This window comes from Pseudomonas alkylphenolica (assembly GCF_004025535.1).
Lineage (GTDB): Bacteria > Pseudomonadota > Gammaproteobacteria > Pseudomonadales > Pseudomonadaceae > Aquipseudomonas > Aquipseudomonas alkylphenolica_A.
In genome coordinates this window covers 229939-249226 of the sequence record NZ_QJRG01000048.1, presented here as the reverse complement: position 1 = coordinate 249226, position 19288 = coordinate 229939, and the positions used below count along the sequence as shown (strand labels likewise).

The window sequence follows — 19288 nt, the reverse complement described above, 5'->3', positions numbered from 1 at the left end:
AGAACTGATCATGAGCGATAAAAAAGCATTGCGCGTGTTGTTTTGCATGGGCATCAACCAGAACTTCTTCGACGCCCCGCGTGAAGAACAGCTGCAAGTCTGGGCAGCCTTCAGTGAAATGTGGAACGGTATCCATGACCTGCCAGGCGTTGAAGTACTGGGCAACATGGATGACGACAAAAGCATGGTCGGCCCGTCTGACGGCTTCCCCTGGACCACGTACCTGCTGGCCGATGTCCCGGATATCGAGACCGTGCACGCCGCGTGCAACCTGTTCCGCACCACGGCGGTGGGCGAGACCCCTTACAAACTCTGGCGCTATGCAAAAGTCGAGGCGCGTGTCGGTCGTGAGCTGATTATCCAGCGTACGTGATTGACGGCAACTTGCCGCGAACTACGAACCACTGCATTTAAAAAAACAAAGTCCCGCTGTTGCGATGGTTAATTGCAACAGGTGGTCAAGTGTTGCCGGAAATTCGTCCGGCAAGGAGATACCGTGAGCAATCTGATTCCCGCCGTAAACCTGGCGGTCGACCCTGCCGAACTGGTAAAGGCTGACCGTGTCCACACTTCGCTGTATACCGACCCGGCACTGTTCGACGCTGAACTTGAAAAAATCTTCTACAGCACCTGGGTGTGGGTCGCCCACGAAAGCGAAGTGCCGGAAGCCGGCAACTACAAGACCACCTACGTCGGCAAGCAGCCGGTGATCGTGGTGCGCGACCGCAAGAAGAACATCAACGTGCTGCTCAACCGCTGCCGTCACCGTGGCGCCACCGTGTGCGAACACAAGAAGGGCAAGACTGCCAGTTTTGTCTGCCCGTACCACGGCTGGGGTTACGCCCTGGACGGTTCGCTGCGCGGCATTCCGCACCCGGAAAGCTACGCCGACTGCATCGACAAGGCTGAGCTGCCGCTGGTGAGCCTGCGCGTGGAAAGCTACAACGGGATGATTTTTGCCACCTTCAAAGACGACATCGAGCCGCTGAGCGACTTCCTCGGCGCGGCGAAGAAATGGATCGACCTGTTCATGAAACAGGGCGCCGGCTACGGCATCAAGGTGCCGGGCGAGCACCGTTTCCGCTTTCCGGGCAACTGGAAGATCCAGCTGGAAAACACCACCGATGCCTACCACTTCCCGCTGGTGCACAAGAGCTTCCTGTCGTCGGTCGACGAGCAGACCCTGGAGCTGTTCGACTTCGTCGAAGGCCCGGGCTACGTCGAAGACCTGGGTAACGGCCACAGCGTGATGGTGATGATCCCCGACCTGGTCGACCTCGAAGCCGACCTCGACAAGCCGATCCCCGAGCGTTTCGAGTCGCTGGCCGCCGAGCTGCGCGACGAAGGCATCGAAGAGCAGCAGGTACGTCGCATCGTCCGCGCCGTGGGCGGTTCGGGCTTCAACCTCAACCTGTTCCCCAACGTCGCCTGCTCGATGGCGTTCTTCCGCGTGCTGCAGCCGATCTCGGTGACCGAGACCGAGATCCACCACTCAGTGATCACCATGGACGGCGGCCCGGCTGTGGCCAACCGCTACCGCCTGCGCCTGCATGAACACTTCCAGGGCCCGATGGGCTTCGGCACGCCGGACGACTCCGAAGCCTGGGAGCGGGTGCAGAAGGGCGCCAACGCCGGTGAAGACCAGTGGATCATGCTCAACCGCGGCCTGCCGGGCGAAAAGCCCAGCGAAGACGGGCTGGTATCCGACGTCAGTGCCGAAACCGGCATGCGTGCGGCTTACCAGCAGTGGAAAAAGATGATGTCGGCTTGAGAGTGGAGAACCTTATGAACCTGCAATTGCTGCAAGAAGTCACCGCTTTCATCTGGCAGGAAGGCGACATGCTCGACCATGGCGAATACGACGCCTGGCTCAACCTGTGGACTGACAAGGGGACGTACATCATCCCGATCAATCCCAAGGAAACCGATTTCGAGAACACCCTGAACTACGCATACGACGATCACCACATGCGCAAGCTGCGGGTCCAGCGTCTGATCGGCGGCGAGTCGATCTCCACCAGCCCGCAACCGCGCACGGTGCGTTCGCTGTCGCGTTTTCGCGTGCTGATCGATGACGGCATGAACCTGACCGTGCGTTGCGCGCAGAACATCCGCGAGTTCCGCAAGGAAAGCCTCAAGCACTACACCGCCGACCTGACCTATGAACTGGTGCGTCACGAAGGCAGTTTCAAGATCCAGCGCAAGCTGATCAGCCTGATCAACAGTGACGATACCCTCGCCGGTATCGGCTACATCCTCTAAAGGAGCACTGCGATGAGCCAAGTCGCATTGGTGACCGGCGCCGGCCAGGGCCTGGGCCAGACGTTCTGCGCCCGGTTGCTTGAAGCCGGGTACCAGGTGGTGGTCAGCGACCGCAGCCTGGACGCCGCGCAAGCGTCGGCACGCCTGCTGGATCCTGCCGGCGAACGCACCCTGGCCGTGCAGCTGGATGTCGGCAGCAAGGCCGATTTCGAGCAGGCGCTGAGCCAGGTGCTGGCGCGCTTTGGCGCACTGCACGTGGTGGTCAACAACGCGGCGGTGACCAAAACCACGCCGCTGATGCAGATCAGCCCTGAAGAGTTCGATGCGGTGGTGGGCCTGAACCTGCGCAGCATTTTCCTCGGCTGCCAGGTGCTCGGTGCCTACCTCGCCGACGCCGGTTACGGGCGGATCATCAACATGGCGTCGCTGGCCGGGCAGAACGGCGGTACTGCGACGGGTGCGCACTATGCCGCGAGCAAGGGCGCGATCCTCACCCTGACCAAGATTTTTGCCAAGGAATTCGCCAGCCGCGGCGTGACCGTCAACGCCATCGCTCCCGGGCCGATCGATTCGCCTGCGGTGCATGCAGCGGTGCCGGCCGACAAGCGCGACGCACTGCGCGCCAACATCCCGGTGCAGCGCTTTGGCGATGCGGATTTCCTCGGTGACCTGATTGTCCAGTTGGCGCGGCCTGAAGCCTACTTCACCACCGGGGCGACCTGGGACGTGAACGGCGGCCTGTTCATGCGCTGAGCCAACCCGGGGCCACTGCGGTGGCCCTCCCGACTACATGGAGCGATTGCCATGAATGAAGAGCTTTTGAATGTCGTGGTACGCAAGCGCGTACTGCAAGGGGACGGCGTAGTCGTTCTCGACCTGACCCGTGCTGACGGGTCGCTGCTGCCAGCGTTTGCGGCCGGCGCCCATGTCGATATCCACCTGGCCCCGGGCCTGGTTCGCCAGTACTCGTTGTGCAGCAACCCCAGCGATGTCAGCTGCTACCGCCTGGGCGTGCTGAAAGACCCGGCCTCGCGCGGCGGTTCGGTGAGCGTGCATGACATCCTGGTCGAAGGCCGTGAAGTACAGATCAGTGCGCCCCGCAACCTGTTCCCGCTGGCCGACAACGCCCAGCGCAGCGTGCTGCTGGGCGGCGGCATCGGCATCACGCCGATGATCGCCATGGCCTATGCGCTGCATGAACGCGGCGAAGCGTTCGAGCTGCACTACTGCGGGCGCTCGCGCCGCAGCAGCGCCTTCTTGCAGGAACTGCAGGACGCACCGTTTGCCCAGCACGTGGTCACTCATTTCGATGACGAAGCACCCGAGCAGAAACTCGACCTGGCCAAGGTGCTCGGCGCCGGTACAGCCGGTGTGCACATGTACACCTGCGGCCCGTCCGGCTTCATGGACTGGGTGATCGGCGGTGCCCGCGCGCAGGGCTATGCCGAGGACCACATTCACAAGGAATACTTCCAGGTCGAAGTGGATGCCAGTGGTGCCAGCTTCGAAGTGGTTGCTGCGCGCAGTGGCAAGACCGTGGAAATTGCCGAGGGCCAGTCGATTCTCGATGCCCTGGCCAAGGTTGGGATCAAGATTGAAAAATCCTGCGAGCAGGGCGTGTGCGGTACCTGCCTGTGCGATGTGCTTGAAGGTGAGCCCGATCACCGTGACGTGTACCTGACCGACGAAGAAAAAGCCGGCAACGACCAGATTCTGGTGTGCTGCTCGCGCGCCAAGTCGAAAACACTCGTGCTGGACATTTGAGGAGAACGACCATGGTAGACCTGACCAGCTTTCGTAATGCAATGGCGATGCTCGGTGGTGCCGTTTCGGTCATTACCACCGACGGTGAGGCCGGCCGATTCGGTTTCACGGCGTCAGCGGTGTGCAGCGTTACCGATTCGCCGCCCACCTTGCTGGTGTGCATGAACCGCGCGTCACCTTCCAATGCCCAGTTCCAGGCCAACGCGGTGGTGTGCGTGAACGTGCTGGCCGCTACCCACCAGGAACGCTCCGGTGCATTTTCCAACAAGGCGCTGAGCATGAACGAGCGCTTTGCGACCAGCTCCTGGACCACCCTGGAAAGCGGTGCACCGGTGATGCTCGACGCGCTGGTGAACTTCGACTGCCGGATCGCCCAGGTGCACGAAGTGGGCTCGCACAGCATTTTCTACTGCGAAGTCCTGGCGATTCGCCACGGTGGTGCGGACGAAGGCCTGGTGTATTTCAACCGTGCCTACCATCGGCTGGGTCAGGCGTCCAAAGCCTGCTGAGTCTTCTGTAGGAGCGGATATCCGCTCCTACTGGTTAGAAGCTTTCCAGGTTGTGAAAGACGGTTTCCAGGGTCTTGTTGAAGCGCTCGACCTGGCTCTCGGTCAGGCCGGCAAAACTGCGCTTGAACAGCTCACTGGTAACCCCTTGCATGCGCTCGATGGTCGCCAGCCCCAGTGGCGTGATGCACACCTGGGTGACCCGGCCGTCTTCAGTGCTCTGGGCGGTATCGATCAGTCCGTCTTCCTTCATCCGGTAGACGATTTTGGTGATGGTCGACAGCTTGGCGATGGCGTGGGTCGAGATCTCGGAAATGCTCGACTGGCCATTCTGGTTGAGGATCCACAGGACACGCCAGCGGGCGACATCCAGGTCCACCTTCTTGAGCAGCCGCTCCATGTTCTGGGTGTACTGGCCGTGTACGCGGGCGAGCCAGTAGAACGGAAAATCTTCTTTACGGAAGTCTTCGCTGGAGGGGTCGTAGCGGCTGTGGCGCTTCTTGGTCGGGCTCATAAATGACTGACTGAAGTAAGGGGTGCCCAATCATAGACTTTTCCCGTAATAAGGGCACCCCGAAATTGGCTGCGACCAAAGCGCACACATCGCTCTGGCTCGCAGCTGTGCGTGTTTCGGTCGATGCCTTGTCAATTTAATGCGTGAATATTCAGTTGACTATTCACGTAAACAGACGCAGCTTTAAGCACTATTGGCGCGCATTGCGCGCGCCTGCGAACGAGGGGTGTGCAATGGCAATCGTGGTTGAGTCGTTGAACTTGGGGGGCGCGGGCCCCAGCGTGATGGTGAAAGACACCATCGACATCGCCGGATCACCGACCCGGGCGTCAAGCCGTGCCCTGGAGCAGGCCGAGCCCGCCGCGCAGCACGCCGACGTGGTTCAGCGCCTGCTCGATGCCGGCTGCCGGATTACCGGCAAAACCAGCCTGCATGAACTGGCCTTTGGCACCACCGGGATCAATCACTACACCGGCACCCCGGTCAACCCGCGCTTCCCGGCGCTGATTCCCGGTGGTTCATCCAGCGGTTCAGCCGCAGCGGTGGCGGCCGGGCTGGCAGATTTCAGCCTGGGTACCGATACCGGTGGTTCGGTCCGGGTACCGGCCTGTTGCTGCGGGGTGTTCGGCTTCAAGCCGACCTTCGCACGGGTCAGCCGCCGTGGCGTCATGCCTGCCGCCACCACGCTCGATTGCGTAGGCCCGTTTGCAGCCACGCTACCGATGCTGATCACCGCGATGACCATCATCGACCCGGGCTTCACCCCGGCCAGCACCCCGGCCAGCGTCAAGATCGGCGTGCTCAAGGTGCCAGCCAGCGCAGCGGTGGAGGCCACGATACAGGCTGCCTTGCGCGCCAGCGGTCAGCTGCTGGAAACGGTTGAATGTGCCGATTTCGAAGCGGCCTACAGTGCAGGCATGGTGATTATCAACCGTGAAACCTATGCCGCCTGCGGCCATTTGCTGGCTGGTGGAAATGTGGGTGCCGACATCGCCGGGCGCCTGGAGGCGGCCGGCAGCATGACCGATGCCGCCGTGGCCGACGCCGAGCGCGTTCGCCAACGCTTCAGTGCGCAAGTCGATGCGGCGTTGCAGCACTGCGACATCCTCGCGCTGCCGACCATGCCCGACGTGCCGCTGCGGGTCGAAGACGCCGCCGACACCCGTGCGGTGCTGGGCATGACGTCGTTGGTGCGGCCGTTCAACCTGTCCGGGCACCCGGCAGTGACCCTGCCGTTGACCAGCGCCCAGGGCCTGCCGGTCGGTTTGCAGCTGGTCGGTGCCAAAGGCGCGGACGAAGCCTTGCTGGCAGCGGCGACCTTGCTGCTGCAGCGCATCGCAGAAAACCCGGTCCGCCCCCTGGAGGCTGCGCAATGAGCAGCCTTGAGGAACTGCAACAACGCCTGCAGCGCTTTGAGTCCGAGCACGCCGTACGCACCTGCATGAATCGCTACATGGTGCTGTGCGATGCCCTGGATGCCAACACGCCGCTGGACGAACTGGCGGGGCTGTTCACCCGTGATGCGGTGTGGGAAGGCAAGGGCGCCAAGTATGCCAAAAGCTTTGGCGGCTACCGGGGGCGCGAGGCGATCCGCGCCATGTTCGCCACCTACATGCAGCCGCCGGCGCACTTCGCCCTGAACGTGCACTTCCTGACCAGTGAACTGATCGACGTGGAAGGCGAGCAGGCAACCGGCAGCTGGGTGATGCTGCAAACCAGCACCTTCACCAACCAGGCGTCACACCTCAATGCCGCACGCTTGACGGTCCGCTTCGCATTCGAAGAGGGCCAGTGGCGCATGGCGCATTTCCAGACCGAAAACCTGTTCGGGCGGCCGACCAGCGCCTGGAACAGCGAGGCGCCATTGCCGGTGCCCACTGCAACGACTCAACAAGAACAAGGTGAATTGCAATGACCGAAGTAGCGCTTCTCGACAGCGTGGTGACGTTCCTGTCCAAACCGCTGGGCAGCTTTATCGATGGCGCCGCCGTTGTCGACGGGCAAGCCGGTGCGATCGACATCATCAACCCGGCCACCGAGCAGGTGATTGCCCGGGTTCAGCAGGCTTCGGCCAGCCAGGTCGATGCCGCCGTCGCTGCCGCCTCCCGGGCGTTTCAGGGCAGCTGGGCGCAAACTTCGCCGTACCTGCGTGGCGTGTTGCTGAACAAGCTGGCCGATGCGATCGAAGCCCATGGCGAGGAGCTGGCCCAGCTCGAGGCCTTGAACTCCGGCAAGGCGATCAACGTCGCTCGTGGCCTGGAAGTGGCGCAGTCGGTGATCTTCCTGCGTTATTTCGCCGGCTGGACCACCAAGATCAATGGCGAAAGCATCACCCCGTCGTTGCCCTCAATGGCCGGCGAGCACTACACCGCGTTCACCCGGCGCGAGCCGGTGGGCGTGGTGGCCGGTATCGTGCCGTGGAACTTCCCGCTGCTGATCGCCGTGTGGAAACTGGGTTCGGCGCTGGCCACCGGTTGCACCATTGTGCTCAAGCCGAGCGAGTTCTCGCCGCTGAGCCTGTTGCGGCTGGTGGAACTGGCAAAAGAGGTGGGGTTGCCCAATGGCGCGATCAACGTCGTCACTGGCGCAGGTCAGGTGGGCCAGCAACTGACCGAGCACGCGGCGGTGCGCAAGGTGTCGTTCACCGGCTCCGTGCCCACCGGCATTGCCGTTGGCGCCGCAGCAATGAAGTCCAAGCTGACCCGCGTTACCCTGGAACTGGGGGGCAAGAACCCGGCCGCGCTGCTGGCTGACGTCAATATCGATGAGATCATCCCCGGCTTGCTGATGACGGCCTTTACCCACCAGGGGCAGATTTGTGCATCGCCCGAGCGCATCTATGTGCACCGTTCGCGTATCGACGAACTGTCGGAAAAGCTCGGTGCCGCGCTGGCTTCGCTGAAAATCGGCTCGCCACTGGATGAAAGCGTGCAGTTCGGCCCGCTGGCCAACAAGGCGCATTACGACAAGATCGTCGGTTACTTCGCGCGCATGGGCGAGGGCAACCAGGTGGTGACGGGCGGGAAAACGGTGGGAGGGAAGGGTTATTTCGTCCAGCCTACCTTGCTGCGCACCACCACCCCCGACGACCTGTTCCTGACCGAGGAAACCTTCGGGCCGATCGTCTGCCTGATGCCGTTCGACACCGACGAAGAGTTGCTCGAGCTGCTCAACGACACGCCGTATGGCCTGGGTGCAAGCCTGTGGACCAACGACCTGTCCAAGGCCTTGCGGATGATTCCGCGCATCGAATCGGGCACGGTCTGGGTCAACATGCACACCTTCCTCGATCCAGCCGTGCCGTTTGGTGGCAGCAAGTCTTCCGGGATCGGTCGTGAATTCGGCAGCGCCTTCATCGAGGCGTTCACCGAATTGAAGTCGGTGATGATCCGTTACTGATCCCGTTTCAACCCGCCCGGCAGCGGCGTGATAGCAAGGCTTCTCATTGCCGCTCACGCCACGCCGGTCGGGCCCTCTGCCTTTGGTCGTGCACCTTCTGAAACACCCCCGAACGGCGCAAATGCGGCCAATTTGGGATAGCCGCAGGGCAGGGCGAAGCCTAGCATCGCACTTAGCCTGAAGGTCATAACAATAACTCGCCGCAACGCTCTGTGTGCAAGAGCGAAGTGGCTTTAAACCCCGCGAAGACTGCCTCATAAAACAAGGTATAAAAACATGAGCGAATTCCTGCGCGACGGCTCCTCCACGGAGCTGCGGCGTGGCAGCCTTGGTGTTGCCATGATCATCTTCTTTGTGCTGTCGGCGGCGAGTCCGCTCAGCGTACTGGCGGGTGGTTTCCCTATTGGCATGATGCTGGGTAATGGCGCAGGAACGCCTGCTTTGCTGCTTGGAACCCTGGTGGTGCTGCTGTGCTTTGCGGCGGGTTACACCCGCATGGCCAGCCATATCACCCATGCCGGTGGCTTCTACGCCCTGATCTCTCGTGGCCTGGGCGGCCTGGCCGGTGGCGCTGCGGGGATGCTCGCCATGGTTGCCTACAACGTGCTGCAAGCCGGCATGTATGGTTTGTTCGGCGCCATTGTCGCCGGTACCCTGGCCGAAGTGTTCGGCATCAGTCTGCCTTGGTGGGTGTGTTCCGCCGTCGCCCTGGGGCTGATTGCCTGCCTGGGTTACCGCAACATCGACCTGTCGGCGCGGGTGTTGTCGATCACCGTGATCGCCGAGTACGTCGCGGTGCTGGTGCTGGACGTGGCGATTCTTGGCAGTGGGGGCGCGCACGGTATCAACGCCGATGCCTTCACGCCGGCGCACATCACCAGTGGCAACCCGTCCATTGGCCTGCTGTTCTGCTTTGCCGCCTTCATCGGTTTTGAGGCCTCGACGCTGTACAGCGAAGAAGCCAAGGACGCCAAGCGCACCATTCCCAAGGCCACCTACCTTTCGGTGCTGCTGATCGGCGGCTTCTACACCCTGTCGCTGTGGGCGATGGTCGTCGGCGCTGGCGCGGATGACCTGGTCACCACACTGCAGGCGCTGCAAGATCCGACCACCTTCCTGTACGCCTTGTCTGACCAATACGTAGGCGCAGGCTTGACCAATACCATTCGCCTGTTGTTCGTGGCCAGCCTGTTTGCCGGGTTGCTGGCGTTCCATAACGCCGCTGCGCGCTACTTCTTCGCCATTGGCCGTGACGGCCTGCTGCCGGCCAAGCTTGGCACCACGCACCAGAAGCACCAGAGCCCACACCTGGGGTCCGGGCTGCAGTCGCTGATCGCTGCCAGCATCCTCGCCGTATTTGCCCTGGCAGGTGCCGACCCGGTACTGCAACTGTTCTCCTGGTTCTCGAACGTGGCTACCCTGTGCCTGATCCTGCTGATGGTGCTGACGTCGCTCGCGGTCATCGGCTTCTTCAAGTCCAACCCGCACCTGGCTGACAGCCGGCTCAAGTGCTTCATTCTGCCGGCGCTCTCCGGCGTGGCGCTGCTCGCTGTGTTGATCACCGCCGTCATTCACTTCGATGTACTGACAGGGGCGAGTACTACTTTGTCGCTGGCCTTGTGCACGATAGTGCCTGTGGCCGCACTGCTGGGCATCGTCCTGGCTGCACGCTTGCGCAGTGTCGCCCCGTTGCGTTTCAGCGGTCTGGGTAATCACGCCGCCTGAAGCACCGCGCGCATCGGTCCGTCGTGGACCGATGCGCGCCTCAAGTAACTGCCAGCCACTATTCGCACCATTCCGTTGTCAGGATTTCTTACCATGTCTTCGCGTCTTGCTCTGTGCGGCATCGCCGCAAGTATTGCTGTGTCCGGTGCTTTTCAAAGCGCCCAGGCAATTCCCCTGGTCGACACGCCGGATACGCATGTCAGTTTCGAGGGGTTGGCCGCGTACGGGCTGTTCAACAGCCGCAAAAGCTACGATGGAACCGAAGGTGGTTCGCATTGGCGGGAAGGCTTCATCAAGTACGGGGTCAAGGCCGACACGGCCCTGGGCAACGCCGGTTCCGCCTACAGTGGTTTTGCCATGGTGTCTTCCGGTACCTGGGGTGACGGCGACGCGGGAGGCTTCACCGATGGCAGCGAGCGCACCACCAAGATCGAAGATGCCTACCTTGGCTGGCGCTCCGGTGATGCCTTCGCGCCGCTGGGCAAGGACGGTGTCGATCTGTCGTTCGGCCGTCAGATTTTCAAGGCCGGCCAGGGCTTTTTGATCAACGACGACGGCCCCAACCTGGGCAAGGGCCTCGCCGACGGCGACCTTAATCGTGGCGGTGCGTACTATCTGGGGGCACGGCATGCCTTTGACCGCACCGCCGTGGTTCGCCTGGGCGGTGATCAGGGCTTGCACGGCAGTGCGGCCTGGCTCAAGTCCGACAACCGCGCCCAGGCCGAGACTGAACTGGCCGTTGGTACCCTGGAGTACACCCAGCCCGTCGGCACCCTGGGCCTGACCTACATCCACGGTATCGACGTGGTCGACCAGTGGGCCAGCGAGTTTCAGCAGCGCCGCGACGGCATGGACGTCTACAGCCTGCGCGGTGAGGGCAATGCCGGTATCGAAAACGCCAGCTTTGGCTTCGAATATGCCGTGGAAGACGCCAAGGGCGATCAGGAAACCGCCTGGTACGCCGAAGCGGGCTACCGCTTTGCCGATGTTGTCTGGGCCCCGAGCATTACCGCGCGCTACACCCGCTATTCGCAGAACTGGGACCCGCTGTTCACCGGCTACAGCACTGGCTACGGCACCTGGTTCCAGGGTGAAGTGGCGGCCAACTACGCCGGGCCGTTCAACAGCAACACCGAAATCAAGCACCTGGCGCTCAAGGCCAACCCGCTCGAAAACCTGACCCTTGGCGTGTTGTATTTCAACTTCAACACCCTGGGCGCACGCAGCCAGTTGAACCTGGACGCCGACGAACTTGACCTGTATGCCGAATGGGCGGTTTCCCCCAACCTGATCATCACGCCGCTGATTGGCCTGTACCAACCGGACCGTGCGCTGGGTACCGGTGGCAATCAGTCAAACGGCAACGGCACCAATGTGTACAGCCAATTGACCGTAGCGGTGCCGTTCTGAGCGCCAGCCCAGTAGATGAGTGGTTGGTAAGGGGAAGGACTTTTGGCCTGTAGCTTGCTTACAACTTGTTACAAGTAAATAACAGGTGGTAACGATGGCGATGTTTGCCCAGATGAAAAGCTTTGACGATGTACATTTGCACGCCGGTGCGATCGTGGGGTGGCAGCAGACCTACGATCAATTGAGCACCGGACACGTGCAAACCGTGCTGAAACACGTCACCGGCGAACGTTTCCAGATTTTTCAAGAGTCTCTGAACAAGCGCGTGGTCCAGCGCGGCGTGGCACCTTTGGGTCGACTGTGCCTGGCAATGCCCAAGTGTGGTGGTGAGTTGGCAGTGTTTCAGGGCAAGAGTCTGGGTACCGAAAGTGTCACGCTTCTTCACAGTGGCCAGGAATTTTTTGTGCAAGCGGCAGAGGGCATGGACCTGCTGGCGATCACGGTAGAAGCCTCCCGTCTGGAAAATCTCGCGGCCCGGGAGTTTTCAGACAGCGAAATGCGCCGCCTGGCACGGGTTTCTCGTCTGGAATTGCGTCAGGACGTACTGCACACCGTGCGCAAGCGTCTGGAAGATGTAGTGATCGCCGCTTTGCAAAACCAGTTCATGCCAGAAAACCTGCTCGAAGACCTGACCCTGGAGTGCATGCTGGATCTGCTCGATCACCGGGTCGAGGGTGAAGAGGGCCGTTCAGGCAACCACATGGTCAGTGCCTATCTGGTCAAGCAAAGCCAGGAACTGGCCCTGGCCCATAATGACGAGCCCATTTCGGTACTGGAATTGTGCGAGCGCCTGAACGTCAGCCGGCGCACCTTGCAACGCAGTTTTCAAAGCGTGACCGGCTTGCGGCCCGTGGAATACCTGCGTTCAGTCAGGCTCAATGCCGCGCGCAGGCGTTTGCGCATGACCTGTGCCAATGAAGTCACCGTGGCGCGCATCGCCAGTGACTTCGGTTTCACTCACCTGGGGCATTTTTCCGGTTATTACAAAGCGCTGTTTGGTGAGCACCCCTCGGAAACGCCCCGTCATTAAGCGGCTGCGCGCGATTGCATGAGTCGCTGTGTATACGCTCCCTGGGTGATGCGCTGCTGATAGTCGTGGGGCGTGGTACTCACAAGCTTTTTGAAATCGCGCAAAAAATGCGATTGATCGGTGAAGCCAAGCTCCATCGCCAACTCCGAAAATGAAAGATCCTGTTCACTGTTGATCGAATGCAACGCCGCCTGGCAGCGGATGATCCGGCAGAACGCCTTGGGTGTCATGCCGGTATCCTGGGTGAACTGCCGGTGAATGGTGCGGGTGGTATAGCCACTGCGTTCTTCCAGTTGCTGAATGCGGATATCACCTTTGTGTGCAAGCACGGTCCGGATCACCGACGCGGTCAGGTCTGTGGTTTTACGCAAGGCGTCGGGAACCAGGCAGCGCTCGAACACGTTCATCTGCTCACTGAGTAACGGGGTTTTAATGACCTCGTCGAAAAACTGCTGGGCCAGTGGCGTCACTTCAAGCAGATTCAATTCCTGCTCGGTCAATTCTTCGGCCAGGGCATTGATAAACCCAGGAATTACCCCTGGCGTAAAACGCACACCAAAATAATGGTGATTCTCCAGTAACTCCACTTGCCTGGCTTGCAACGGCGTGCCACATACCCGTGCGGTGGGTCGCGTACTATCACAATCGACGACAATATCCACGCAACCGTCGGGTATCGCCAACATGACATTGGCGGTGTGCGCAACATCCAGCGCATAAAAATGCGAAATGGCCGGGTGCGCAGATGCTATTACCGAATACTGCGAGGAATTCAATACAAACCAAGGCTGTTCACAGGTGGTGAAAAGCGCCGAATTGCTATGCACTTTTTGCATAAGCTGGACCTACCGCTGAACTTCTTATTATTAGGCAGCGACCGCACCCTTAAATTGGATCGGCGGGCCACTCATGTCCGAAATATACAATACCCGAAAAGTGGGCTCCGTATACTGAACCCCTATGTTGATGGAACAACCAGGCGATTAACCTGAGGGGAGGGCGTGTCCGTGCGCTTTCTCGGGATTGTATCATTTCAGTCTGAGAAAAATTATGTCCAATAATACAAAAATTGATTTTATCTACCTTTCTGAGCAAGACATGATCCGTGCCGGCGTGACCGACATGGCCGGCTGTGTCGATACAATGGAAGAGATGTTCGGCTTGCTGTACGAAGGCGACTACCGTATGGCCGGGCCTAATAATGATTCGCATGGCGCGATGGTCACTTTTCCCGAAAGCTCGCCGTTTCCAAAGATGCCAAAACCGACCGCAGACCGTCGCCTGATGGCCATGCCGGCGTACTTGGGCGGAAACTTTTGCACGGCCGGAGTTAAATGGTATGGCTCGAACATCGCCAACCGCGAAAAAGGACTTCCGCGCTCCATCCTGATGTTCACCCTTAATGACCCGGACACCGGTGCACCGCTTGCCCACATGTCGGCAAACTTGCTGTCCGCCTACCGCACTGGCGCCATTCCAGGGGTTGGCGCACGTCACCTGGCGCGCAAGGATTCCAAGGTTGTAGGCCTTCTGGGCCCAGGCGTCATGGGTAAAACCACCCTTGCCGCGTTCGTCGCAGTGTGCCCGCAAATCGACACCATCAAGATCAAAGGGCGCGGCCAGAAGAGCCTCGACGACTTCATTTCCTGGTTGGAAGAAACCTACCCGCAAATCGTCAACATTCATGTTGTCGATACCCTGGAAGAAGTCGTACGTGATTCTGACCTGGTCACTTACTGCAGTTCCGGTGCCACCGGCGACCCGCTGACCTATCCGGTTGTTAAACGCGAGTGGGTCAAGCCAGGTGCCTTCATGGCAATGCCGGCAAGTTGCCGCCTGGACGACGGCATGGAACAACCCGACATTCGCAAAGTGCTAGACAACACCGGTCTTTATCACGCCTGGTTTGAAGAGCTGCCGAAGCCTGCCCATAACTGCGTACCGGTAATCGGTGTGCGTTTCATGGACATGCTTGCCGAAGGAAAGTTGACCGAAGACGAACTTGAAGACATCGGCAAGATCATTGTTGGCGAAGCGCCAGGTCGTAAAAATGATGAAGAAATCATCATTATGTCGGTGGGTGGGATGCCGGTCGAAGATGTTGCCTGGGGTACCGTCGTATACCGCAATGCAATTGAAAAAGGCATTGGCGTGAAGCTCAATCTGTGGGAAACCCCGGTACTCAGCTAATACGTTTTAGTTAATATAAAGGAATGTAAAACATGACCGAAGTCATCAAGCTTAAAACGGGTTCCAAGTACGAAGAAATGGGCAGCTACTCACGTCTGGTGGCCGTCGATAACTGGATCTATGTCTCCAATACTGCCGGGCGTCACCCTGAAACCAAGTTGATCTCCGAGGATGTCATCGAGCAGACCCACCAGGTGTTCAGCAACATCGAGGCAGCGCTCAAGGCCGTGGATTCCAGCCTCGCCGACGTGATCTGCTCACGCGTATTCATTCAGAATCCGGACGATGTAGCGGCTGTCATGACCCTGATTGGCGAGAAGTTTCGCGGCATCGACCCGGCGAGCACCATTACCTGTCCGCCATTGGGCTCGACGATCTACAAGGTCGAAGTGGAAGTTACGGCGTACCGCAATGCCTCGCGTGCCAATGTAGTGAAGATCAACCTGCCACTGTAACGCCGAGATCGAACTGCTCTCTCGTTCGCCTGTTTTAACACTTTGTAAGTCGAGTCTTTGTCATGGCCCCCACTATTGCCTCTGTGCAAACTTCAAGCGTATTTCCGTCGTCCACGTCGGTTGTGATCATAGGCGGTGGAATCATTGGTTTGACCGCGGCGTTGGCCATGGCTGAGCGCAATATTCCGGTGGTGGTGCTGGAAAAAGGCCGACTGGCGGGAGAGCAATCTTCGCGTAACCTGGGCTGGGTGCGTAAAACCAGTCGCCACGCCGAGGATATTCCTCTGGCGCAGGCTTCTGATCGCCTATGGGCGCAAATGCCGGAGCGGGTAGGGGCCGATGTCGGTTACCGCCAGGCAGGCATTATGTTTGTCGGCCGTAACGAAACACAGATGGCCATGCATGAAGGCTGGCTGAAATCGGTCGAAGCGCTTTCACTGGATTCGCACTTGCTCAGCAGGCGTGAAATCGACAGCCTGGTGCCCGGTGGCAAAGGCGATTGGGCCGGCGGCATCTACACGCCTTCCGATGGCCGTGCCGAACCGACTCTGGCCTCCAGTGCCATTGCCAAGGCAGCGATTGCCAAGGGCGCACTGATTTTTGAACACTGCGCCGTGCGCACGCTGGTTACCACCGCGGGCAAGGTCAGCGGTGTCGTCACCGAAAAAGGCGAGATCCGCTGCGACCAGGTGCTGCTGGCCGGTGGCGCGTGGTCGCGGCGTTTTCTCGGTAACCAGGGCATTGCCCTGCCAACACTGCCGCTGGTGTGCTCGGTACTGCGCACCAAGCCGATGCAGGGGCCAACCGATATCGCCGTCGGCGCGCCGGATTTCTCGTTTCGCAAGCACAAGGATGGCGGTTTCATCATCACCCAGCGCGGCAAGCTCGATGCTTTCCTGACCCTGGATCATTTGCTGCTGGGCACCCAGTACCTGCAGGCGTTTCGCGCGCAACGCGATTTTCTCCAGGTATCGCTCGGCAAACCCTTCTTCAAGGACCTGGCCCTGGCCCGGCGCTGGAAGGCGGCGAACGTGTCGCCGTTCGAGCGGGTGAGGGTGCAGGACCCGCAAGCCAACGCCTTGCTCAACAACGAGGCGATGACCAACCTCAAGGCCGCCTGGCCGGTATTCGAGCAGGCACAGATCGAACAGGCCTGGGCGGGCACCATCGACGTAACCCCCGATTCGATTCCAGTGATAGGACCGGTCGCGAAACTGCCGGGGCTTACCCTTGCCACCGGTTTTTCCGGTCACGGCTTCGGTACCTCGCCTGCGGCCGGGCAACTGGCGGCCGACCTGGTATCGGGTCACTCGCCGATCATCGATCCGGCACCTTACCGGTTTGAACGCTTCGCGGGTTGATGGCGTCAGCGCGGAAACAACAGCGTGACGGCCACGCGAAAGCCCCAACCTTGTGGCCCGTCCGCTGCTCTGTCCAGCCAGTAGCGCGGGCCCGCCTGCACGGTCAGCGGATGGCCACTGATCTTGAGCAGCTGAGTCACCGTGAGATTGACCGGAACCGACCACTCCTTTAACTGCCAGTCGTACGTGGCTTCAGTGTTGATGCCATAGGTGGTAAGGGCGGCGTTGGTGTACGACAGAAAGGGTTGCAGGAAGGTCTGGTTGACTTTCTCCTTGTCGTCGGGAGGGCTGCCGTTCAGGCCCCACAGGTGATTGGCCAGAATGCCGTGGGTCCAGCCATGTTCCTGCTGCAGCGCCACTATCGTCGGGCCCACGGCCCATTGCTTGTTGCTGAGCAGGTCATCACTGCCTGTCGGTATCAGCAGTGCCGGGCCGGCACCCAGAATCCAGCCGCTGTCTGTCGGCTTGCGTGGCGAAAAGAAGAAACTCTGGGTGATATCACCGACACCGGACTTGTCCGCCGCGCCGCTCGCGGCAAGCCCGTGCTGATCGATCACGGGCAGGATGGTGCGGGAAATAAGGTTCCAGTCTTCATTCAGGGTGAACGGCAGCACCGGCTGGATATTGGTGACGCTGTGCATGCCTTCATGGCTGGGGCCCATTTTCTGGTCCCAGTTGTATTGCACCGGCAGGCTGTACATGGCCGCCACCGGGTTGAGTGCCTGCTTGGCCAGTTCCGCTGAGTCCTGGGCTGGCGCCATGCTGCTGTAGGCAACGGCTGTCGTTGCCATCCAGATGAAGGGGTGCCGGCGTCGGTGCAGATTCAACGGCGTGACTCCTTGGCGACAATGAGGGCGGGCGCAACGCTCAAGCCAGACCAAGACTAGTCGACGTTTGCGGCACAGACGAGATTGCGTCGCCTGTGCACTGGCCGGCGCGCCGGCGTTCCTCTTTGCAGCACCTGCGAGGGGATTGCGCTGCACATCAGGGGGAGACAACCTCGACGGCAGGAAACGCGTAACCACCGGCCTGCACGTCTTTGCTGGCGCCGTACATCCTCAGGATGATGTACACGTCCTTCTCCGGGATCGGCAGGTAGTTGGCGTTGCTGGCATCGCCTTTGGCGGCCAGTTCGATGGTGTAGTTGCCGTCGGCATCGGGCTTCAGGGTGCGGTCACCGCGGCTGTGACGGTTGAGGGTGTTGTGCGCCATGAAGCGGTTGTCGGTGCCGTACACGGTGAACGACCAGAACTCGCTGACCTCCGGCGCCTTGAAGTGCATGCGGTAGGTCTTGCCGTTGGCACCGTTGATGGCTTTGCCATCGCTGCCTTTTACCGCCTGCAGGTAGATGGTTTCGTCCGGTGGCAGGCCCCATTGACCCAGGTAGGTTCCTTCGGCGAACAGATCACGCGGACCGTCGCCCAGCTGCGCACGGGTACCGAGCAGCTGGCCGGCATTCTTCAACGTCGGTGCCAGTTCCTTGAGGTGCTTCATGCCCAGCTCTTCGCCTTTTTTCGCAGCGGCGAGCTGGTCTTTGCTGAAGTCTTGTTTGCACGGCGCCAGGCCCATCGCCGTGTATTGATCCAGCCATTGCTTGTCGGCCTTGCCCATGCTGCCGTCACACAGGACGAAGTTGACTCGTTGCAGCCAGTTGGTTTTTGCAGGATCCGGGTAGGTGCGCTGCCTGGCTTTCGGACCGGGCACGCCCAGGTACGCCGACAGCGTGCGCACGTTCCAGTCGTCCATGTAGTTCAGCGCAGTTTTCTCGTCATCAGGCCCGGTGGCCATGATCCGACCCATCAGCTTGACCAGGTTGGAGTCGACGCGGATCACTTCGTCGACACTGGCAGGTACTTCACCTTTCCAGTCCTGCGCGGCGAACATGAAATGCCCGCCTTTGTTGCCCCGAGTGCGCGAGCCGATCATGGAGGTGGTGTAGTGGCCCATGTCCATGGTGTGCAGGATCCAGTAACGGCCCTTGTCCATGTCCGGCACACTGACGATCACCGGTTCCGCAGCGACATCGAGCCAGCCCATCAGGTGCAGGGTGTCGTTGTTGATACTTGGGTGATCGGTATAGGTGTCGTCGGCCAGGTGACGGATGTTCTGGAAACGGTTGAGCGGTGTGTCGGTCTTGACCGCCGTTTCGTAGAAGAATTTGTAGGCCTCATCGATGGAGTAGCCGTAGGTATAGGCATCGGTGGCCAGAGTGTCGGGCAGTTGGGCAAACGCGGGCAGGGCCAGGGTGAGCAAGGACAAGGCAAACATACGTTTCTTCATGAAATCTCCTGATGGCAGGCGCAGTGCTTTTTTTTTAGTTACCACCGGATTTCACTTGAAGTAAAGGCCCGTAAAGCCAGGGGTAAGGCATATTTTCGGTTGACGTGAAATGAGAAAAGCATGACGTCAAAAGCCAATAAATTCCGCTGTACCTGGCCAAGACTGTGAACCCGAATAACAACACTGCAACCGGCGTTTAGCCGAATGTGGGAGGTTCACATGCGAGCACTGCTCATCATCGGGCTGGGCGTTGCCATGCTGGTGGGCGCCGCCAGCATTGTCCCGGTGTCCGGCGCATCCCGCGCGACTCTGGTCACGGCGATGAAACCTGCCAGTTACGGCGACATCTTCAAGCATTTCTGAGGGCGTCCGCCGGATGCCCGAGGTCGCTC

At 60.3% G+C, this 19288-nt stretch carries 20 protein-coding genes; 16 read left to right on the top strand and 4 right to left on the bottom strand.

All coding sequences use genetic code 11. The features are described 5' to 3' along the window. Window positions 1-10 precede the first annotated feature (10 nt). The 6 genes from DM813_RS21840 to DM813_RS21815 all read left to right on the top strand — a co-directional run bounded on the left by DM813_RS21840 (window position 11) and on the right by DM813_RS21815 (window position 4535). Complete coding sequence (locus DM813_RS21840; protein ID WP_128325479.1) at window positions 11-373, top strand: IacB protein; 363 nt, start codon at window positions 11-13, stop codon at window positions 371-373. A gap of 123 nt (window positions 374-496) precedes the next feature. Further along, the gene (locus DM813_RS21835; protein WP_128325478.1) at window positions 497-1771 is read left to right on the top strand and encodes an aromatic ring-hydroxylating oxygenase subunit alpha; all 1275 of its coding nucleotides are present in this window, start codon (window positions 497-499) and stop codon (window positions 1769-1771) included. Between the two features lie 14 nt (window positions 1772-1785). Further along, window positions 1786-2262 (top strand): aromatic-ring-hydroxylating dioxygenase subunit beta, encoded by a 477-nt coding sequence (locus DM813_RS21830; protein WP_128325477.1) that lies wholly within the window; start codon window positions 1786-1788, stop codon window positions 2260-2262. A 12-nt stretch (window positions 2263-2274) separates the two neighbouring features. After that, complete coding sequence (locus DM813_RS21825; RefSeq protein ID WP_128325476.1) at window positions 2275-3015, top strand: SDR family NAD(P)-dependent oxidoreductase; 741 nt, start codon at window positions 2275-2277, stop codon at window positions 3013-3015. 51 nt (window positions 3016-3066) lie between these two features. Next, window positions 3067-4026, top strand: a complete 960-nt coding sequence (locus DM813_RS21820) for a PDR/VanB family oxidoreductase (protein ID WP_128325475.1) — start codon at window positions 3067-3069, stop codon at window positions 4024-4026. A gap of 11 nt (window positions 4027-4037) precedes the next feature. Further along, window positions 4038-4535, top strand: coding sequence for a flavin reductase (locus DM813_RS21815; protein WP_128325474.1), 498 nt, complete (start codon window positions 4038-4040; stop codon window positions 4533-4535). Window positions 4536-4569: 34 nt separating this feature from the next. On the opposite strand, the gene DM813_RS21810 is transcribed toward DM813_RS21815, so the two are convergent. Next, entirely contained in the window at window positions 4570-5046 is a 477-nt protein-coding gene (locus tag DM813_RS21810; RefSeq protein ID WP_128325473.1) for a MarR family winged helix-turn-helix transcriptional regulator, read from the bottom strand. 233 nt (window positions 5047-5279) lie between these two features. Here DM813_RS21810 and DM813_RS21805 point away from each other — a divergent pair, with 233 nt between their 5' ends. From DM813_RS21805 to DM813_RS21780, 6 genes are all read left to right on the top strand, one after another. After that, the gene (locus tag DM813_RS21805; protein ID WP_128325472.1) at window positions 5280-6422 is read left to right on the top strand and encodes an amidase; all 1143 of its coding nucleotides are present in this window, start codon (window positions 5280-5282) and stop codon (window positions 6420-6422) included. Further along, complete coding sequence (locus DM813_RS21800; RefSeq protein WP_128325471.1) at window positions 6419-6961, top strand: nuclear transport factor 2 family protein; 543 nt, start codon at window positions 6419-6421, stop codon at window positions 6959-6961. Before DM813_RS21805 ends, DM813_RS21800 begins: the two co-directional genes overlap by 4 nt. After that, a complete protein-coding gene (locus DM813_RS21795; protein WP_128325470.1) occupies window positions 6958-8445 on the top strand; it encodes an aldehyde dehydrogenase family protein in 1488 nt (495 codons plus the stop codon). Before DM813_RS21800 ends, DM813_RS21795 begins: the two co-directional genes overlap by 4 nt. A 276-nt stretch (window positions 8446-8721) precedes the next feature. Beyond that, on the top strand, window positions 8722-10170 hold the full coding sequence (locus DM813_RS21790; RefSeq protein WP_128325469.1) for an APC family permease: 1449 nt from the start codon (window positions 8722-8724) through the stop codon (window positions 10168-10170). Window positions 10171-10263: 93 nt separating this feature from the next. Next, on the top strand, window positions 10264-11580 hold the full coding sequence (locus tag DM813_RS21785) for a hypothetical protein (protein WP_128325468.1): 1317 nt from the start codon (window positions 10264-10266) through the stop codon (window positions 11578-11580). Between the two features lie 94 nt (window positions 11581-11674). After that, the gene (locus DM813_RS21780) at window positions 11675-12610 is read left to right on the top strand and encodes a helix-turn-helix domain-containing protein (RefSeq protein ID WP_241653220.1); all 936 of its coding nucleotides are present in this window, start codon (window positions 11675-11677) and stop codon (window positions 12608-12610) included. Here the strand turns inward: DM813_RS21780 and DM813_RS21775 are convergent. Continuing rightward, complete coding sequence (locus DM813_RS21775; RefSeq protein WP_128325467.1) at window positions 12607-13446, bottom strand: AraC family transcriptional regulator; 840 nt, start codon at window positions 13444-13446, stop codon at window positions 12607-12609. The genes DM813_RS21780 and DM813_RS21775 overlap by 4 nt on opposite strands. 214 nt (window positions 13447-13660) lie before the next feature. Between DM813_RS21775 and DM813_RS21770 the strand changes: the two genes are divergently transcribed. The 3 genes from DM813_RS21770 (at window position 13661) to DM813_RS21760 (ending at window position 16616) form a co-directional block, all read left to right on the top strand. After that, window positions 13661-14800, top strand: coding sequence for a tyramine oxidase subunit B (locus tag DM813_RS21770; RefSeq protein ID WP_128325806.1), 1140 nt, complete (start codon window positions 13661-13663; stop codon window positions 14798-14800). A gap of 32 nt (window positions 14801-14832) precedes the next feature. Next, on the top strand, window positions 14833-15255 hold the full coding sequence (locus DM813_RS21765) for a RidA family protein (RefSeq protein ID WP_128325466.1): 423 nt from the start codon (window positions 14833-14835) through the stop codon (window positions 15253-15255). A gap of 62 nt (window positions 15256-15317) precedes the next feature. Continuing rightward, window positions 15318-16616 (top strand): NAD(P)/FAD-dependent oxidoreductase, encoded by a 1299-nt coding sequence (locus DM813_RS21760; RefSeq protein WP_128325465.1) that lies wholly within the window; start codon window positions 15318-15320, stop codon window positions 16614-16616. A gap of 5 nt (window positions 16617-16621) precedes the next feature. Here the strand turns inward: DM813_RS21760 and DM813_RS21755 are convergent, their stop codons facing one another. Both DM813_RS21755 and DM813_RS21750 read right to left on the bottom strand, forming a co-directional pair. Next, window positions 16622-17407: a transporter gene (locus tag DM813_RS21755; RefSeq protein WP_128325805.1), complete on the bottom strand. Its 786-nt coding sequence runs from the start codon at window positions 17405-17407 to the stop codon at window positions 16622-16624. 193 nt (window positions 17408-17600) lie between these two features. Then, on the bottom strand, window positions 17601-18896 hold the full coding sequence (locus DM813_RS21750; protein ID WP_128325464.1) for a DUF1254 domain-containing protein: 1296 nt from the start codon (window positions 18894-18896) through the stop codon (window positions 17601-17603). Window positions 18897-19115: 219 nt separating this feature from the next. Here DM813_RS21750 and DM813_RS28505 point away from each other — a divergent pair, with 219 nt between their 5' ends. Next, window positions 19116-19259, top strand: a complete 144-nt coding sequence (locus DM813_RS28505) for a hypothetical protein (RefSeq protein WP_164897279.1) — start codon at window positions 19116-19118, stop codon at window positions 19257-19259. Window positions 19260-19288 lie beyond the last annotated feature (29 nt).

Excerpts from the sequence above, each read along its gene's own strand:
- DM813_RS21840 (WP_128325479.1), top strand. The coding sequence starts at position 11 with ATGAGCGATAAAAAAGCATTGCGCGTGTTGTTTTGCATGGGCATCAAC.
- DM813_RS21830 (WP_128325477.1), top strand. The coding sequence starts at position 1,786 with ATGAACCTGCAATTGCTGCAAGAAGTCACCGCTTTCATCTGGCAGGAA.
- DM813_RS21825 (WP_128325476.1), top strand. The coding sequence starts at position 2,275 with ATGAGCCAAGTCGCATTGGTGACCGGCGCCGGCCAGGGCCTGGGCCAG.
- DM813_RS21820 (WP_128325475.1), top strand. The coding sequence starts at position 3,067 with ATGAATGAAGAGCTTTTGAATGTCGTGGTACGCAAGCGCGTACTGCAA.
- DM813_RS21815 (WP_128325474.1), top strand. The coding sequence starts at position 4,038 with ATGGTAGACCTGACCAGCTTTCGTAATGCAATGGCGATGCTCGGTGGT.
- DM813_RS21810 (WP_128325473.1), bottom strand. The coding sequence starts at position 5,046 with ATGAGCCCGACCAAGAAGCGCCACAGCCGCTACGACCCCTCCAGCGAA.
- DM813_RS21805 (WP_128325472.1), top strand. The coding sequence starts at position 5,280 with ATGGCAATCGTGGTTGAGTCGTTGAACTTGGGGGGCGCGGGCCCCAGC.
- DM813_RS21800 (WP_128325471.1), top strand. The coding sequence starts at position 6,419 with ATGAGCAGCCTTGAGGAACTGCAACAACGCCTGCAGCGCTTTGAGTCC.
- DM813_RS21795 (WP_128325470.1), top strand. The coding sequence starts at position 6,958 with ATGACCGAAGTAGCGCTTCTCGACAGCGTGGTGACGTTCCTGTCCAAA.
- DM813_RS21790 (WP_128325469.1), top strand. The coding sequence starts at position 8,722 with ATGAGCGAATTCCTGCGCGACGGCTCCTCCACGGAGCTGCGGCGTGGC.
- DM813_RS21785 (WP_128325468.1), top strand. The coding sequence starts at position 10,264 with ATGTCTTCGCGTCTTGCTCTGTGCGGCATCGCCGCAAGTATTGCTGTG.
- DM813_RS21780 (WP_241653220.1), top strand. The coding sequence starts at position 11,675 with ATGGCGATGTTTGCCCAGATGAAAAGCTTTGACGATGTACATTTGCAC.
- DM813_RS21775 (WP_128325467.1), bottom strand. The coding sequence starts at position 13,446 with ATGCAAAAAGTGCATAGCAATTCGGCGCTTTTCACCACCTGTGAACAG.
- DM813_RS21770 (WP_128325806.1), top strand. The coding sequence starts at position 13,661 with ATGTCCAATAATACAAAAATTGATTTTATCTACCTTTCTGAGCAAGAC.
- DM813_RS21765 (WP_128325466.1), top strand. The coding sequence starts at position 14,833 with ATGACCGAAGTCATCAAGCTTAAAACGGGTTCCAAGTACGAAGAAATG.
- DM813_RS21760 (WP_128325465.1), top strand. The coding sequence starts at position 15,318 with ATGGCCCCCACTATTGCCTCTGTGCAAACTTCAAGCGTATTTCCGTCG.
- DM813_RS21755 (WP_128325805.1), bottom strand. The coding sequence starts at position 17,407 with ATGGCAACGACAGCCGTTGCCTACAGCAGCATGGCGCCAGCCCAGGAC.
- DM813_RS21750 (WP_128325464.1), bottom strand. The coding sequence starts at position 18,896 with ATGAAGAAACGTATGTTTGCCTTGTCCTTGCTCACCCTGGCCCTGCCC.
- DM813_RS28505 (WP_164897279.1), top strand. The coding sequence starts at position 19,116 with ATGCGAGCACTGCTCATCATCGGGCTGGGCGTTGCCATGCTGGTGGGC.